Genomic DNA, 17,201 nt, shown 5'->3' on the forward strand with positions numbered 1-17,201 from the left:
CTTTTCCCCCCAGGGTTTATCAAGTACACTTTCGCTGTCTTTTTCTGCAATTATTGAGTGACTATGCTTCAGAATCCACTGCAGGTTCGTCTTGAAAAGTTAGAACCTTGGCAACAAATTACCTTTATGGCGTGTCTATGTGAGCGTATGTACCCTAACTATGCCATGTTTTGTGAGAATACAGAATTTGCGGAAGCTCGAATCTATCGTGATGTTTTGGATAGCATTTGGGAAATCCTGACGGTTAAAACAGCAAAGGTGAACTTTGAGCGTCAACTTGAGAAGGTTGAAGAGCTATTCCCTAGCGGTGATGATTTTGATTTTTATGGTGTTTACCCAGCAATGGACGCATGCCAAGGCCTAGCAACGCTAATTCATGGTCTGCTTGACCGTGAACATATGTTGGAAGCGGTAATTAAAGTGAGTCAACAATCGGTGAAGACGGTTGCTGAGCTTGAGTTTGCTCAAGGCGCTGAAGAAGTGACGAACGAAAACCAGAAAGAAAACGAAGCGGTGTGTGAAGAGTGGGACGTTCAGTGGGCCATTTTCCGACCTCTACGTGAAACGACTGAGCGTGACTTAGAGCTGATCAAAGACCTACGCCACGAACTGCGTGAAGACCCAGTCAGTAACATTGGTGTTGCGCTATAATTCGCAATTGCACCAAGGTACGAATAAAAACAAAGGCTCCCTAGGGAGCCTTTGTGGTATCTGACGGTATCAAATTGAGATTAAGCGTCTTTTTTGTCTTCGTTCTGCACTTTGTCTTTTGATGCGTCGTCGTCATTCGTTGATTTTGCATCTGAAGAGTCGTTGTCTGCTGGAGTTTCTTCCTCTAGCTCGTCCTCGTCATCGCGGTTTTCGATAACACCGTGTGTCTCTTTCCACTTCTCCCAGCGTTGGAACGCCAGTTCTTGCATATCAGTCGTCTTATCCGCTTCATCGACAATCTCTTCGCCCACTAGGTGCTCAAAGATGTCTTCTAGGGTGATGATGCCCTGAATAGTGCCGTATTCGTCCACAACTAAAGACAGTTGCAGGCGGTTTGCCATCATCTGGTCAAAGGCTTTAGCCAAGCCCATGTTGTTCAGCAACACGTGGATAGGGCGCATTACTTCACCCAGAGCTTTCTCACCACAACCGGCTTGCTGCAATCTAAACAGCTCTAAGCGGTGAACAAAACCGATGATGTTGTCACTCTGCTCGCTGTAAACCAGCGGGCGTGAGAATGGCGTGTCTTTATGTTGTTCTAGGAAGGTATTGACACTCATTTCCGCATCAACACGGAATACCACTGGGCGCGGCGTCATTATTTGAGTCACGGGTACATCTTGAATACCCAGTAGGTTGCTCAGGATTTTTGATTCGCCTTCTGCAAACTCGCCGCTCTCTTTTGCCAAAATCGCCATTGCAGATAGCTCATCACGCATTTTTGGTGCTTGGTGGCCACGAGCAAGACGTTTGGTGATCTGTTCTGAGAACCAGACAAACGGTGTTAGGAAGAACACCATCCAGCGCAGCACGCTTGCCGAAGCAGGGGCAAGTTGACGCCAGTAGGTTGCACCAATGGTCTTTGGAACAATCTCAGATAATACCAAGATACCTAGCGTTAGCACGGCAGAGAAGACACCTAACCATTGGCTACCAAAAACGACAGCCGCTTGTGCACCTGCTGTCGCAGCACCGATAGTATGGGCGATGGTGTTGAGCGTTAAAATTGACGCAAGCGGGCGGTCAATATCTGTTTTCAGTTTGTCTAAAGACTCTGCTGCAGGGTGCCCATTTTGTTTTAGTTGAGCAATGTAGCTCGGACTAATACTCAAAAGTACAGCTTCCAAAACAGAACAAATGAAAGAAACTCCAATAGCAATGGAGACGTAAATAGATAGCAGCAGCATGTTTGCCCTTAAATTAAATTGTACGCTTTAGCAGCGATTCAGAGTGGATTATAGTGAAAAAGTAGTGGCTAGGTCATCATTAATTTTGCTCTCAGCCCCTTTTAAACAAGGGCTTGCTTAATAAAATCAGTAACAAATTGTGAGTTATTACTCATATTATGGCTAAAACTACGGCATTAGAGCTAAAGATCGACGACAAACCTTTGCCAGATGGGGCATTTATGTTTTAGAGTGAATTGAATTCAAAAATACAAAGAAGGGAAACCTAAAATGAACAAGACTCAATTAATCGACTTTATTGCTGAAAAAGCGGACCTTTCTAAAGCACAAGCTAAAGCTGCTCTAGAAGCGACTCTTGGCGGTGTTACAGATGCTCTTAAAGATGGCGATCAAGTTCAGCTAATTGGTTTTGGTACTTTTAAAGTAAACCACCGTGCAGCTCGCACTGGTCGTAACCCAAAAACTGGTGATGAGATCCAAATCGCTGCTGCAAATGTTCCAGCATTTGTTGCAGGTAAAGCGCTGAAAGATTCAGTGAAATAATCTAAACTGTACCGAGGTAGTCGTATTCCACCTCGGTACAGGTTTTTATGAAAAAAGCATTTCTTCTCGTTTCACTATTATCTACATTTCTTATTGGCTGTTCTTCAACAAGCCCTCGCAAAAACCTAGAGCAATTTGAAACTCACACTGGCGGCCAAGTCATGGGCGACGCGACGAGTTTCTACTGGGTTACAAACAAGCTAACACAACCTCATACTTCAGCTGACTACGTCACTGTCGGCGATTACGGCTGGTACCAAACTGATTATGCTTGGTCAGAAGGCGTGCTTCGTGAATTCATTCGTGAAGGCGAGCAGCGTAACTCTTCTAATGAGCTGGTTCCCTATCGAGTCCATGTGCGTTTCAATAAGTCAGGCGAAGCTGTGTATCAACAGTATCGTATTGATAGCAAAATCTTACCTATCCAAGCCAAGCAGCTTGAAAACTATCAGAAAGAAGCGACGTCGGTTCTAGAGACCACAACGAAGCAGCATGATGGAGGGCTTAGGCTGATTCAGGGTTACTGGAATGGCAGCTCTTTTAAAACGTGCGCTGGTGGTGAGTTTGATCGCATTGAATTTAACCAGACCTTGCCAGGCTTCGTGATTGACCGATTGGCGTCTGTGGAAAGCTATGCGGCGTTTCTTGGCAGTGACTTACTCGGTAAGATGAGCGTGGAAGAGTTACTGATGCTGGCTGAAGACAGCCATGATTGTGTCGTTAGGCCATCATTGTTGAAAGAATAGCGAGTAATCAAAGGATTGAGAGTATTTGGCCTACTGTAGGCCAAGTGCCTATTTGTCTGTACAAATACAGATTCTTGTGTAAATGAGATAATAAAAGGCGCCTATTGAGGCGCCTTTTTCTGTTATTCACTTGCTGTCATTTGCTTACTGTTATTGAAAAGTAAGCGAGTAACCAGATTGATTACTGCTCTTGCTCGCGCGCAATCGCACGGTAACCAATATCATTGCGGTGGAACATACCATTCCAGCTAACTTGCTTCGTCAACGCGTAAGCGCGCTCTTGAGCCTCAGAAACCGTATTGCCCAGTGCTGTTGCACAAAGTACACGACCGCCGTTTGTCACAACGTCGCCAGCTTCATTATTTGTCGTACCCGCGTGGAAAACCTTTTGGCCTTCAACTTCGCTTGTTGGTAGTGAAATAACGTCACCTTTTGCGTAGTCAGCAGGGTAACCGCCAGCCGCAAGAACAACACCGATAGAAGCGCGTGGATCCCACTTCGATTCTGCTTCGTCGAGCTTCTCGTCGATAGCCATTAGGCAAAGTTCAACAAGGTCTGACTCCATACGCATCATGATAGGTTGCGTTTCAGGGTCGCCAAAGCGGCAGTTGTATTCGATAACTTTAGGTGTGCCGTCAGCATCGATCATTAGGCCAGCGTAAAGGAAACCTGTGTAAGGTGCGCCTTCTGCGTCCATACCACGTACCGTTGGGTAGATAACTTCCTCAAGGATACGGTTGTGGATTTCTGGAGTTACAACCGGCGCAGGAGAGTAAGCACCCATGCCGCCCGTGTTCGGCCCAGTGTCTTTGTCGCCAACACGTTTGTGATCTTGGCTGGTGGCCATAGGAAGCACGCTAGAGCCGTCAACCATTACGATGAAGCTTGCTTCTTCGCCTTCGAGGAACTCTTCGATAACAACGCGGCTGCCTGCTTCGCCAAAGGCGTTGCCCGCTAGCATGTCTTTGATTGCGTCTTCTGCTTCTTCAAGGGTCATCGCAACGATAACGCCTTTACCTGCCGCAAGACCGTCAGCTTTCACTACGATAGGAGCGCCTTGCTCGCGAACGTAAGCGATAGCTGGCTCAATCTCAGTGAAGTTTGAGTAGTAACCTGTTGGGATATCATGACGAGCTAGGAAGTCTTTAGTGAATGCTTTAGAGCCTTCAAGCTGTGCTGCAGCTTGAGTAGGGCCGAAGATTGGCAAACCTACTTCGCGGAATGCATCAACCACACCGATAACCAATGGTGCTTCAGGGCCCACGATAGTCAGTTCGATTTTTTTATCTTGAGCAAACGCGACTAAACCAGCGATGTCTTCAACGCCGATGTTTACGTTCTCTAGTTTTGGCTCAAGTGCAGTACCTGCGTTACCTGGAGCGATGAATACTGTTTCAACGTTTGGGTTTTGTGCTGCTTTCCAACCTAGTGCATGCTCACGACCGCCAGCACCAATAATCAATACATTCATGTTTTAAACCTTCAATCAAAATTGATAGTAGTAGAACTAAAAAATGTCTGAGCAACACTAAATGATAGTGTTGCTCATCTCGGAGCGCAGCGTTCTCGTTTCCCGTAGCGAAGCGCTCTCGTATCTTTTCTTTCTAGTGGCGGAAGTGACGCATGCCTGTAAAGATCATCGCCATGCCGTGTTCGTCTGCTGCTGCGATAACTTCGTCATCACGCATAGAGCCGCCCGGTTGGATAACACACTTGATGCCAGCCTCTGCAGCCGCGTCGATACCGTCACGGAATGGGAAGAATGCATCTGATGCCATCACACAGCCTTCAACCTGTAGACCTTCGTCTGCAGCTTTGATGCCTGCGATTTTCGCAGAGTAAACGCGGCTCATTTGGCCAGCGCCAACACCAATTGTCATGTCGCCTTTCAAGTAAACGATAGCGTTAGATTTAACGTATTTCGCTACTTTCCAGCAGAATAGAGCATCTTTCAATTCTTCAGCAGTAGGTTGGCGCTTAGAAACCACTTTAAGGTCATCTTCAGACACCATGCCTTGGTCGCGGTCTTGAACTAGCAAACCACCGTTAACGCGTTTAACGTCAAAGCCAGTTGTCTTCGTTGTCCACTCACCACACTCAAGTAGGCGAAGGTTTTTCTTAGCCGCTACGATTGCTACTGCTTCAGCAGAAACTGATGGTGCAATGATAACTTCAACGAATTGGCGCTCAGTAATAGCCGTTGCTGTTGCTGCGTCTAGTTCGCGGTTGAATGCGATGATGCCGCCAAATGCAGACGTTGGGTCTGTTTTGAATGCACGGTCGTAAGCTTCTAGGATGTCTTTACCTAGTGCTACACCACATGGGTTAGCGTGCTTAACGATCACACATGCTGGCTGGTCGAACTCTTTCACACACTCAAGTGCAGCGTCAGTGTCTGCGATGTTGTTGTAAGAAAGGGCTTTACCTTGGATTTGGCGAGCAGTAGAAACAGACGCTTCTTCAGGGTTCGCTTCAACGTAGAATGCGGCCGCTTGGTGGCTGTTCTCACCGTAGCGCATGTCTTGCTTCTTCTCGAACTGCTGGTTGAACGTACGAGGGAATTTAGACTCTTCGTCAGCCTTCTTTCCTTCTTCATCAAGTAGAGAGGCACCGTAAGATGGAACCATAGTGCCGAAGTAGTTTGCGATCATGCCGTCGTAAGAAGCGGTGTGCTCGAATGCTGCGATAGCGAGGTCGAAGCGAGTCTCTAGTGTTAGAGATTTATCGTTCGTGTCCATTTCAGCGACAACGCGCTCGTAGTCGTGTGCGTTAACAACGATCGTTACGTCTTTGTGGTTTTTCGCTGCAGAGCGAACCATTGTAGGGCCGCCGATGTCGATGTTCTCAACAGCATCAGCAAGGGTACAACCTTCTTTAGCAACGGTTTCTGCGAATGGGTATAGGTTTACAACAACCATATCGATAGGGTTGATACCGTGAGTTTCCATCACGTCATCATCTTGGCCACGACGGCCTAGAACACCACCATGAACTTTTGGGTGCAGAGTCTTAACACGGCCATCCATCATTTCTGGGAAACCAGTGTAGTCAGATACTTCTGTAACAGAGATGCCTTTATCAGCAAGCAGGCGAGCAGTGCCACCGGTAGATAGGATATCTACACCACGGTTAGCAAGAGCTTGTGCAAATTCAACGATACCAGTTTTGTCTGATACGCTGATTAGAGCGCGGCGAATTGGACGAGCGTTATTCATGCTTCCATCTTCCTCAAATTCATGGGGTTAAAATAAAGATATTTGCCAAAAAAGAACTTGTTTCTATCTTCTTAGCGTGGATTATCTTAGATACCAGTAAGAGATAAAATATTGGCCAGTTTTGGTAAAGACCTTTTGGGTTAGTCTTATGATTAAGCTATAAGATAACCAACTCCAAATTTGATGGCGCAGATTCTAACTAATTTATTACAAAAAAGCTCGCGCAATCGTTTGGCATCTCAAAATTAATTATGAAAAGTGCCATTTCAGCCTGAAAAGTAACGATAAGGTTAATTGTGGAATGGACGAAACAGTAGGAAAAAACATGTTTCAGATCGGTGAATTAGCGAAGCGATGCGGTGTGACAGCCGATACCTTGCGATTTTATGAGAAGAATAACCTGATCGCGCCAGCCAGTCGCAGTGACTCGGGTTATCGCCTATATGATGAAAATAACCAGAAACAGGTGACGTTTATTCTCAAATCTAAAGCGTTGGGGCTGAGTTTGGACGAGATTAAAGAATTGCTTGAGATTCGCCTCGAGGCCACACAGCACAGTTGCGCTGAAGTGAAGTCGATTACCTCAGCAAAATTAGAGATGATTGATGAGAAGATCACTGAGTTAACTAAGATTCGCACCGCACTTAAGAAGATTAATGATGCGTGTTGTGGTCACGTAGACGATGATGCAAGCCATTGTTCGATTCTAGCAGCCTTGGACTCAGCAAACGTCGACAAAGGTCGCTGCTGTCGCACTGGAGAGTAATCAGCGACTATCACGGATCGACAAGCCAAAAAAAAGCCAAACTCAACAATGAGCTTGGCTTTCAATTCAATAAATTACGAAAGAACGATTAGTTCATGCCGTATTTTTTAAGTTTCTTGCGAAGAGTACCGCGGTTAATACCCATCATGGTTGCTGCGCGAGTTTGGTTACCGCGAGTGTACTGCATGATAGTGTCTAGTAGTGGCTGTTCAACTTCAGCTAATACTAATTCGTATAACTCGCTGACTTCTTGACCGTTTAATTGAGCAAGGTAATTTTTCAATGATGCTTTAACTGAGTCACGTAGTGGCTTCTGCGTGATTTGGTCTTGTGATGTAACTGTAGTTACTGTCAATGCTTCTGAAGTCAGATTTTGTTCGAACATATTCGGTCTAGCTCTTCTCGTAATTATGGTGCAACGTTATCAAAAAAACCTTCTAGCGCTTCAAGCTGCAGATCACCTGCTTCGAATGCGTTGAAGGTACGGCGAAACTCACTCGCTTGTTCATGTTCTTTTAGATACCAACCCACATGCTTACGAGCGATGCGAGGGCCTAAAAACTCTCCATAAAATTCATGTAGAGCGTGCACATGACCAAGCATGATGTCTTTCACTTCCGAAATCGGGAGTGGGTCCATCGTGGTGCCGTTTTCCAAATAGTGTAGGATTTCGTTAAAAATCCAAGGACGTCCTTGGGCAGGTCGACCTATCATTAAAGCATCAGCGCCGGTGTACTCCAGCACAAACTTCGCTTTTTCCGGACTATCGATATCACCGTTAGCGATAACCGGAATAGATACTGCTTGTTTCACTGCTTTAATGTGTTTGTATTCTGCCTCACCTTTGTACATACAAGCGCGAGTTCTTCCATGGAGCGCAAGAGCTTGTATGCCGCAGTCTTCGGCTATTTTCGCGATTTGGACACAGTTTCTATTGTCTGTATCCCAGCCTGTGCGCGTTTTCAACGTTACTGGAACGTCGACAGCATTTACCACCGCTTTCAGAATGTCTTCAATGAGTTCTGGATGCTGCAGTAAGGCTGAGCCCGCAAGCTTCTTATTCACTTTTTTGGCTGGACAACCCATGTTGATATCGATGATTTGCGCACCGTTATCGACATTAAATTGAGCAGCCTCGGCCATAAGCTGTGGATCTGCACCAGCGATTTGTACTGAACGAATGCCCGATTCGCCTTCATGTACCATACGCTGCTGAGACTTTGACGTTTTCCAAACTTTCGGATTGGAGGACATCATTTCACTGACTGCCATCCCCGCACCGTAGCGAAGACACAACTCACGGAATGGTCTATCCGTTACGCCAGCCATAGGAGCGACGATTAGATTGTTCTTAAGTTGATAATTTCCGATTTTCAAAAATGTCATCACAGTTCTGTACCAGCAAGGGCGCGCATTTTACGCATTTTTTCGCTGCGTGAAAAGACTAATATTTGAGCATTTACAATTTGTTTTTGTAATTTGTTTAAATTTCAGTCAATTAGCGCCCAAAGTCTTGTCTAGCCTTGCTTGCGACCTGAGATTCGACACCATTCTTGTTGTTCGATGATCGGATCAATGTGAAGCTCATCACGATAATAAGTGGCAACATCTTCTGCTTGTGTATCTAAAACACCCGACATCGCAAGTACACCATTTGGCTTAACTAGGCCCTTGATGATGCCAGAAAGGTCGCGTAATGGACCCGCAAGAATGTTGGCAACAACAACGTCTGCTAGCAAACCTTCTGGTTGATCTTGTGGCAAGAACACCTCTAGTTGCTCAGCAACGCCATTGCGTTGTGCGTTGTCTTTTGATGCAAGCAGAGCTTGAGGATCAATGTCGATCCCGATAACTTTTGCTGCGCCTAGTTTGATCGCAGCGATCGCTAGGATGCCTGAGCCACAACCGAAGTCGATCACGGTTTTGCCTGCAAGGTCTAAGCCTTCAAGCCACTCAAGACACAATGCCGTTGTCGGGTGAGTACCTGTACCAAATGCAAGGCCAGGGTCTAGCATTACGTTAACAGCGTCAGGTTCAGGGATATCGCGCCAGCTAGGGCAGATCCATAAACGCTCACCAAACTTCATTGGGTGGAAGTTGTCCATCCATTCACGCTCCCAATCCTTGTCTTCAATTTGCTCTACTTTATGAGCAAAGTCTGCAGGGAACATGTTGCTTGCTTTAATCTGCGCTAGAACGACACCAGTATCAGTCTCAGCGTCGTAAAGCGCGAGAATGTCAGTATCACCCCAAAGGCGAGTTTCGCCTGGCAGAGGCTCAAATACAGGGGTATCTTGTGCATCCAGGAAAGTTACAGAAAGAGCACCAGTCTCTTCCATTAACATGTCGCCGATTTGTTCGGCATTTTCATTGGTAGCATTAAGCTTGATTTGAATCCAAGGCATGGCTGCATCTTCTATATGAGAAAAATTGGATGGCGAGTCTAGCAGAAAATATGAGCAAATTCACCAAAACCCCACGGAATATAATGGGGATTAAAGATTGATTTTTTCGGCGGTTCAAAAACAAAAATGCTCACCGAAGTGAGCATTTTGACTGTTCTTAAACGAACGGATTATGACAAACCAAGTTTCTTCTCAAGGTAGTGGATGTTTGCACCACCGTGTTGGAAGTTTTCGTCGTTCATAATAGACAGTTGAAGCTCAGTATTAACGTTAATACCTTCAACAATCATTTCACCCAATGCGTTCTTCATACGAGCGATAGCAACATCACGGTTCTCACCGTAAGTGATCAGCTTACCAATCATTGAATCGTAGTGTGGTGGCACTGTGTAACCCGTGTAGATGTGAGATTCCCAACGTACGCCCATGCCGCCTGGTGCGTGGAAACGTTCAATCTTACCTGGTGAAGGTAGGAAACGAACTGGATCTTCAGCATTGATACGACATTCGATTGAGTGGCCACGCAGCTTAATGTCATCCTGAGTGAATGATAGAGGCTGACCAGCTGCAATACGTAGCTGTTCTTTCACTAGGTCGATACCCGTTACCATTTCAGTAATCGTGTGTTCAACCTGGATACGAGTGTTCATTTCGATGAAGTAGAATTCACCGTTCTCGTATAGGAATTCAAATGTACCTGCACCGCGGTAACCGATCTCAATACATGCACGAGTACAACGTTCGCCAATGTACTTACGCATCTCTTCAGTGATACCTGGAGCTGGCGCTTCTTCCACAACTTTCTGGTGACGACGCTGCATTGAACAGTCACGCTCACCTAGGTGGATAGCATTACCTTGGCCATCTGCAAGCACTTGTACTTCAATGTGACGTGGGTTTTCTAGGAATTTCTCCATGTAAACCATGTCGTTGTTGAAACATGCTTTTGCTTCAGCACGAGTCATCGCGATAGCTTCTGTTAATTCTGCTTCAGAACGAACAACACGCATACCACGACCGCCGCCGCCGCCAGATGCCTTGATGATAACTGGGAAGCCAATGCGTTTAGCGTGCGCTTTGTTTTTTGCTTCGTCGTCGTCAAGAGGGCCGTCAGAACCTGGTACACAAGGTACGCCAGCTTTCTTCATTGACGTGATAGCTGACACTTTGTCACCCATCATGCGAATGGTTTCAGCTTTAGGGCCAACGAAGATAAAGCCACTGCGCTCTACCTGTTCTGCAAAGTCTGCATTTTCAGATAGGAAGCCGTAGCCAGGGTGAACAGCTACTGCACCTGTCACTTCAGCTGCGCTGATGATACGAGGGATGTTTAGGTAGCTATCGATACCACGAGCTGGACCGATACAAATGGTTTCGTCTGCAAGCAGTACGTGCTTAAGGTCACGGTCAGCAGTTGAGTGAACCGCTACCGTTTTAATGCCAAGCTCTTTACATGCACGCAGAATACGTAGTGCAATCTCACCACGGTTCGCGATTACTAATTTATCTAACATAATGAGTGCTCTCTATTATTCGATAATTACTAGAGCTTGGTCGAATTCTACTGGTTGACCGTCTTCAACTAGGATAGCTGTTACAACACCAGATTTATCAGCTTCGATTTGGTTCATCATTTTCATTGCTTCAACGATACATAGCGTTTCGCCAGCAGTTACAGATTGACCAACTTTAACGAATGGTTTTGCGTCTGGGCTTGGAGCGCCGTAGAAAGTACCAACCATTGGAGAAAGAACTTGGTGACCAGCTGGAACTGCAGGAGCTGCTGCTTCTGCTGCTACAGGTGCCGCCGCAGGAGCTGCTGCCGCTACAGGTGCTGGAGCAGCTGCATATTGAACAGGTGCTACAGGTGCAGTGCTGTTACGACTGATTCGTACTGACTCTTCACCTTCAGAGATTTCTAGCTCAGAAATACCAGACTCTTCAACCAATTCGATTAGCTTTTTGATTTTGCGAATATCCATTGTTTCTTTCTCTTTATCTGTTAATTGAACTTACTCTATGACTGAGTAGGTTAGTAATAGTTCGTTGTTTATGTTTACTATGAGTTGAGCTTGCTGAGCGCAGCGGTCAAAGCAAATTGATAACCTTGGGCACCTAAGCCACAAATCACACCTTCTGCTTTATCAGATAGGTAAGAGTGGTGACGGAATGGTTCACGCGCGTGAACATTCGATAGATGAACCTCAATAAATGGTATGGCAACGCCAAGTAGTGCATCACGCAGTGCCACACTGGTATGTGTAAAGGCTGCTGGGTTGATAATAATAAAATCAACATTTTGATAAGCACTATGGATAGCTTCAATCAGTTCGTACTCACGATTTGACTGTAAGTGAGATAGCTCAACATCGTGTGCTTTCGCTTGCTCGGTCAGTGAGCTAATAATCTGGTCAAGTGTTTGAGAACCGTAGTGTGCGGGCTCTCTAAGGCCTAACAGGTTAAGGTTTGGGCCATTTAAAACTAGAATGCGAAACTTTGTAGACATCGTGGGGCTATCTTCCTTTATCGTGTTTACGAACGTGAATGTTGCCATTTTATTGAAAATTTGCGGTTAATTTCCAGTGAGAAAAACCCAAATTTAAAAATTAGAACCAGATTATAGCTAATTCAGCGCAAATCGCAGCAATTTACTGGTCTAATCTCCTATTGATACAGCTTGGAATTGTTACCAACTTAACAAAAAAGCGTCTTAGCCTTAATTTGGGGCGGGATATTTGAGATCAAGATCAGCCATAAAAAAACCGCCACATAGGTGACGGTTTAGAAAGTGCTGTTTTAAAGAGTGATTAGCTGCTGTGACTGGTTGCTTATGCCAGTTCTGCTTTCTCGGCAATCAGCTTATCAACCACACTTGGGTCGGCCAGTGTCGAGGTATCACCTAGGTTACCTGTATCGCCAGTCGCGATTTTACGCAGGATACGACGCATGATTTTACCCGAACGAGTTTTTGGTAGAGAGTCGGTCCAGTGCAGTACATCTGGCGTTGCAATTGGGCCAATCTCTTTACGTACCCAGTCTTTTACTTCTTTATGAAGCTCTGCGGTTGGGAACTCACCATCATTCAGCGTGATGTAAGCGTAAATCGCTTGGCCTTTAATATCATGAGGGATGCCCACAATCGCGGCTTCTGCAATCTTATCGAACGCGACTAGAGCCGATTCAATCTCAGCAGTACCCATACGGTGACCTGATACGTTAAGTACATCATCGACACGCCCCGTAATCCAGTAGTAACCGTCTTCATCACGACGAGCGCCGTCACTGGTGAAGTACATGCCTTTAAAGGTCGAGAAGTAAGTCTGTTCGAAGCGGTCATGATCGCCATGAACGGTACGCATTTGGCCTGGCCAAGAGTCAAGAATCACTAGGTTGCCGTCTGTTGCACCCTCAATGATGTTACCCATGTTATCAACCAGTGCCGGTTGCACACCGAAGAATGGACGAGTTGCAGAGCCCGGTTTCAGGTCTGTTGCGCCTGGTAGCGGTGCAATCAAGATACCGCCCGTTTCTGTTTGCCACCATGTATCAACAATTGGAGATTGCTCATTACCGATTGTTTTGTAGTACCACTCCCACGCCTCTGGGTTGATAGGTTCACCCACTGAGCCCATGATTCTTAGGCTGTCACGAGAAGTACCTTCAACGGCTTCATTGCCTTTCGCCATCAATGCACGAATAGCCGTTGGCGCCGTATAAAGAATATTAACTTGGTGCTTATCGACCACTTCGCTCATGCGGCTGGTGTTCGGGTAATTTGGCACGCCTTCAAACAGAATCGTTTTTGCGCCATTAGCAAGCGGTCCGTAAACAAGATATGTGTGACCGGTAATCCAACCCACATCGGCTGTACACCAGAAAGTCTCGCCTTCTTGGTAATCGAATACGTATTTGAAGGTCATCGCAGCATAAACAAGGTAGCCACCTGTGGTGTGCATAACGCCTTTAGGTTTACCTGTTGAGCCTGACGTATAAAGGATGAATAGTGGATCTTCTGCGTTCATCTCTTCTGGTGGGCAATCTGCAGATACATTAGCAATAGCATCGTGCCACCACACATCGCGATGTTCGTGCCATGCCACATCACCGCCAGTGCGTTTGAATACAACAACCTTCTCGATGTTTTTCACTTCAGGGTTCGTCAGTGCTTCATCGACATTCTTTTTCAGTGGAACAGCACGGCCGCCACGCACGCCTTCATCGGCAGTGATAACGACTTTAGAATTTGAATCGATAATACGACCAGACAGTGCTTCTGGTGAGAAACCACCAAATACGACTGTGTGAACCGCACCGATACGGGTACACGCCAGCATGGCTACTGCCGCTTCTGGCACCATTGGCATGTATAAACAAACCACATCACCTTTGCGCACGCCTTGCTCTTTTAGAGCATTCGAAAACAGGCACACTTCTTTATGCAGTTCATTAAAAGTTAGAGTTTTATCATCTGCCGGGTCATCGCCTTCCCAGATGATAGCGACTTCATCACCGCGCTCAGCAAGGTGGCGGTCGATACAGTTAGCCGAAACGTTAAGCGTGCCATCTTCAAACCAGCGAATATCAATGTGGCCAGGGTCGAAAGAGGTGTTTTTTACTTGTGTGAAAGGTTTGATCCAATCAACGATTTTTCCGTGTTCACCCCAAAAGCCTTCAGGGTCAGAAACAGATTGCTGGTACATGGCTAGGTAAGTGTCATTATCCGCGTGTGTGGTTGATTTAATATTTTCTTTTACCGGATAAACGTGGGCTTCACTCATTGCATCTCTCCTTGTGCCTACATTCCTAATGAACTGGCAACTTCCTTTGTGTTCAGTTTCTAGGTCTATTACAGAACCGTCTTTGTGTTATCACTCTCGGCTAGGACGGCGATTTCCACAATTAGACTTTAGGATGAGACGCTGCTTTTCACTTACAAAATAGCGAGTTAAGTTCAATTTTGAGATGTTGCTCTCTATGTGAAGCGCCAGTGGTTGAATTAAGAATAAGAAGAGTTGAAACGGGGAAGATCACCATGTTTCAGGCGCACAAAGATCAGCGCAGCGGAGATAGCGTCTTGTAATGCATCATGTTTATTGACCGGGATAGGTAAATCGAGTTGGCGACAGATGGCATCGATACTGAGATCAAAATAGGCATTGGGCAGCTGTCTTTCGAGTTTGTCTTGATAGAGTTGGCTCACTTCGACTAATCGGTTAGGCAGTGGAAATCCAAGCTGTTTTAAACAGGCGCGGTCGAGAATTTTTTTATCATAGCGGATGTGATAGCCGACTAAAGGACGATTTCCAATGAAGTTCAGTAGCTCGATTAAAGCCTGTTTTTCTTCGATGCCGTGCTTTAGATCTTGATGACGGATACGGTGGATTTTTATTGAATTGCAATCGAGCGATTGGGGGGCGCGCAACCGGACTTCAAAAGGTTGGCTGGTAATGATTCGGTTACCGATGATCTTGGTCGCGGCAATGGTAACTAATTCTGCCTGATTGGGATCTAGGCTGGTGGTTTCACAATCGAGCGATACATATTCATGATCAATAGGCGCAGTAAACAGAGGCTGATAGAGGGAGCCTTTGAGCTTGTGATGCCAGTAATAGCGAACCAACCTATTCATCGTTCAATGCCTAATCCCGTATCTGATAGTGGTAGCCGAGCCATTGCTTGAATTTCTTCACCACGTGCAGGCTATGACGAAGCAGATCCCTGTCTGCTCGTTCCATCAGTTTGACGTTAATCTTGTTGCTGCTGTGCTGCTGAGAAAGCCTTTGGGCTAAGCGCCACTTAAAGAATTGCTTGAGTGCTTCACTGAGATTATCGGCAGTACTTTGCTCTAATACTTTCTTGCTGACCAGCTGCTCAATGCGTTCGAAGGTGTTGTTGACCGTGACACCATGTTCTAGGCAAAGCGCTCTCACACCATGCACGATAGGGAAAATACCGCCTTGTTTGATATCGAGTCCGGACTTGGATTGCTTCACATTACCAAACAGGGTCAGGGGAACTGAGAAGTTCAGCGCCGGGCGGCAGAACTCCGTCAGAATCAATTCTTGTCCGAGCATTAAATCACTGAGGTGCTGCTTTACAGGTTTTAATAACTCTCTATTCCCCGCTACTGCGTGTGCATCTGCCATGATCGCGATATCCATCACGGTGTCTGGCGTGGCTTTTTTTACCCAATGGGTGAGGGTTTGTTTCCACTCTTGTTCTGAATGCACCCATTTCGGATTGTTGACCATTACGTTGCCCGGGCACAGTGGGTAACCCAATTGTTGAAGGGTATGGGTGAGGTCGTTCATGGCACTTTGGCATTGATGCCATTCCAAACCATCTTGAATAATCAGAGCGTTGTCTTGATCGGTTTTGAGAATTTGCTCTCCACGCCCCTCAGAACCCAGCACGATTAGGCAGCAATGATTATGCAGTGCAGGTGGGATCACCAACTCAAAAGCCTTCTCTATGATCTGTTCGTTGACCGCAGAAATCAGCTCCATGATAAAGCGTGTGCGAATCCCATTACTGAGCAAGCTCTCGACCAGTTGACGTTGTTTGTTGGATGCCATTGCCAATTCTTCAACGCTGGTGGCGCGCGCAATACGCAAAGTAAGAACGTGGGAGTGTGTGGAGAATGCACTGAGAATCTGTGTCATATCCACCATGCCGACCGCATTTTTACCATCACAAACCATCAACCTTTTTACTCGATTTCTGGTCATGGTAATCATGGCGTTAAATAAGAAATCGCCTTGGTTCACGTGCATCACCGGAAACGTTGCGATCTCACCGACAGGCGCATCCAGTGTGAAATTATCGAGCATCACAGCATGCAATAAATTGGTTCGGGTGACGATTCCATACGGCAAGGAACATAATGATCCAAAAGCTTTTGGATCATTATGTTCCAAATGGACTAGGGCCGAGTCTAACCCTTGTTCTTTAAGGGTTTGAGTGACTTGGTTGATCGGTTGGTTTGGTTCAAGTATCAGTGGTGGGTGATAGATAGAGTCATCCACTTTGGTTAATATAAACTCGGCAAGATTCTGTTGCTGCTGGGCGGCTTCTATCAAAGCTTTTCGTGTTGATAGGTTGCTATCAAAGTAGGCAGCGAATTGGCCATTGGCGTGGTAAAGCTCAAGAAAAATATCGGTGGGCAGCAGATAACTTAATGTATCTTCGAGTGCGATATATTGGTGTTTGGTGTGGGGTTCAAACTGGCTGCGGACATCAAAAATATCGTCATTGGCATAGTGTGCGTAAATCTCACCATCACTGCTCGCGCGCTCTTCAACAGCTCCTTTGATCAAAATATGCAGGTGTCGGCTCGGCCTTTCAGCTTCCAGTATCACTTCTTGAGAGCGGTAATACACCACGTCTAATGAAGAGCGAAGCTTCAACTGTTCGGCGTCGGACAGGCTATCGAAGGGCGGGTGCTGCATATTAAATTTGTCAGGCATAAGCATCACAAGAAGAAATGGGAGTCTTTAATCAGTCTGACAAAATACCAGCGAAGCTCCAGACGACTTTAGTCTAAATGCGAGTATGAGTATTGATGAGCGTGAAATCTCTTGTTGAAATGCGATATCCAGACCCATTGAATATGGGAATACTATCCCAGT

16 protein-coding genes are annotated in these 17,201 nt (G+C 46.0%); 4 read left to right on the forward strand and 12 right to left on the reverse strand.

The genetic code is table 11. The features are described from left to right. Nucleotides 1-63: 63 nt before the first annotated feature. Entirely contained in the window at nucleotides 64-651 is a 588-nt protein-coding gene (locus tag AB4161_RS09135) for a YjaG family protein (RefSeq protein WP_017062699.1), read from the forward strand. Between the two features lie 80 nt (nucleotides 652-731). On the opposite strand, the gene AB4161_RS09140 is transcribed toward AB4161_RS09135, so the two are convergent. Beyond that, nucleotides 732-1,898, reverse strand: a complete 1,167-nt coding sequence (locus AB4161_RS09140) for a CNNM domain-containing protein (protein ID WP_017068860.1) — start codon at nucleotides 1,896-1,898, stop codon at nucleotides 732-734. A gap of 270 nt (nucleotides 1,899-2,168) precedes the next feature. On the opposite strand from AB4161_RS09140, the gene hupA reads away from it, so the two are divergent. Together hupA and AB4161_RS09150 are read left to right on the forward strand one after the other, a co-directional pair. Continuing rightward, nucleotides 2,169-2,441, forward strand: coding sequence for a nucleoid-associated protein HU-alpha (hupA, locus tag AB4161_RS09145; protein WP_004729753.1), 273 nt, complete (start codon nucleotides 2,169-2,171; stop codon nucleotides 2,439-2,441). 47 nt (nucleotides 2,442-2,488) lie between these two features. Continuing rightward, entirely contained in the window at nucleotides 2,489-3,187 is a 699-nt protein-coding gene (locus AB4161_RS09150; protein WP_372083250.1) for a DUF1481 domain-containing protein, read from the forward strand. 181 nt (nucleotides 3,188-3,368) lie between these two features. Here AB4161_RS09150 and purD read toward each other — a convergent pair whose 3' ends face one another. Both purD and purH read right to left on the reverse strand, forming a co-directional pair. Further along, entirely contained in the window at nucleotides 3,369-4,658 is a 1,290-nt protein-coding gene (purD, locus tag AB4161_RS09155) for a phosphoribosylamine--glycine ligase (RefSeq protein WP_017062702.1), read from the reverse strand. A 133-nt stretch (nucleotides 4,659-4,791) separates the two neighbouring features. Then, a complete protein-coding gene (gene purH, locus AB4161_RS09160) occupies nucleotides 4,792-6,402 on the reverse strand; it encodes a bifunctional phosphoribosylaminoimidazolecarboxamide formyltransferase/IMP cyclohydrolase (RefSeq protein WP_372083251.1) in 1,611 nt (536 codons plus the stop codon). 325 nt (nucleotides 6,403-6,727) lie between these two features. Between purH and zntR the strand changes: the two genes are divergently transcribed. Then, a complete protein-coding gene (gene zntR, locus AB4161_RS09165) occupies nucleotides 6,728-7,168 on the forward strand; it encodes a Zn(2+)-responsive transcriptional regulator (RefSeq protein ID WP_017062704.1) in 441 nt (146 codons plus the stop codon). Nucleotides 7,169-7,256: 88 nt separating this feature from the next. Here the strand turns inward: zntR and fis are convergent, their stop codons facing one another. The 9 genes from fis to AB4161_RS09210 form a co-directional block, all read right to left on the reverse strand. Further along, nucleotides 7,257-7,553 (reverse strand): DNA-binding transcriptional regulator Fis, encoded by a 297-nt coding sequence (gene fis / locus AB4161_RS09170; RefSeq protein WP_004729744.1) that lies wholly within the window; start codon nucleotides 7,551-7,553, stop codon nucleotides 7,257-7,259. Nucleotides 7,554-7,576: 23 nt separating this feature from the next. Continuing rightward, the gene (dusB, locus tag AB4161_RS09175; RefSeq protein WP_086775595.1) at nucleotides 7,577-8,545 is read right to left on the reverse strand and encodes a tRNA dihydrouridine synthase DusB; all 969 of its coding nucleotides are present in this window, start codon (nucleotides 8,543-8,545) and stop codon (nucleotides 7,577-7,579) included. A 140-nt stretch (nucleotides 8,546-8,685) separates the two neighbouring features. Next, nucleotides 8,686-9,573, reverse strand: a complete 888-nt coding sequence (prmA, locus tag AB4161_RS09180) for a 50S ribosomal protein L11 methyltransferase (protein WP_017055901.1) — start codon at nucleotides 9,571-9,573, stop codon at nucleotides 8,686-8,688. Between the two features lie 170 nt (nucleotides 9,574-9,743). After that, the gene (gene accC / locus AB4161_RS09185) at nucleotides 9,744-11,087 is read right to left on the reverse strand and encodes an acetyl-CoA carboxylase biotin carboxylase subunit (protein WP_017062706.1); all 1,344 of its coding nucleotides are present in this window, start codon (nucleotides 11,085-11,087) and stop codon (nucleotides 9,744-9,746) included. A gap of 15 nt (nucleotides 11,088-11,102) precedes the next feature. Next, nucleotides 11,103-11,555 carry an acetyl-CoA carboxylase biotin carboxyl carrier protein gene (accB, locus tag AB4161_RS09190; RefSeq protein WP_017062707.1) on the reverse strand — a complete coding sequence of 151 codons (453 nt, stop codon included), beginning with the start codon at nucleotides 11,553-11,555 and terminating at the stop codon, nucleotides 11,103-11,105. A 77-nt stretch (nucleotides 11,556-11,632) separates the two neighbouring features. After that, a complete protein-coding gene (aroQ, locus tag AB4161_RS09195; RefSeq protein WP_372083252.1) occupies nucleotides 11,633-12,079 on the reverse strand; it encodes a type II 3-dehydroquinate dehydratase in 447 nt (148 codons plus the stop codon). Between the two features lie 322 nt (nucleotides 12,080-12,401). Continuing rightward, the gene (gene acs, locus AB4161_RS09200; RefSeq protein ID WP_009844693.1) at nucleotides 12,402-14,351 is read right to left on the reverse strand and encodes an acetate--CoA ligase; all 1,950 of its coding nucleotides are present in this window, start codon (nucleotides 14,349-14,351) and stop codon (nucleotides 12,402-12,404) included. Between the two features lie 218 nt (nucleotides 14,352-14,569). Next, nucleotides 14,570-15,202, reverse strand: coding sequence for a 3'-5' exonuclease (locus tag AB4161_RS09205; RefSeq protein WP_102320310.1), 633 nt, complete (start codon nucleotides 15,200-15,202; stop codon nucleotides 14,570-14,572). A gap of 10 nt (nucleotides 15,203-15,212) precedes the next feature. After that, nucleotides 15,213-17,045 carry a DUF294 nucleotidyltransferase-like domain-containing protein gene (locus AB4161_RS09210; RefSeq protein ID WP_372083271.1) on the reverse strand — a complete coding sequence of 611 codons (1,833 nt, stop codon included), beginning with the start codon at nucleotides 17,043-17,045 and terminating at the stop codon, nucleotides 15,213-15,215. Between the last annotated feature and the right edge of the window lie 156 nt (nucleotides 17,046-17,201).

It is taken from the genome of Vibrio sp. 10N.286.51.E5, from assembly GCF_041469125.1.
Lineage (GTDB): Bacteria > Pseudomonadota > Gammaproteobacteria > Enterobacterales > Vibrionaceae > Vibrio > Vibrio crassostreae_C.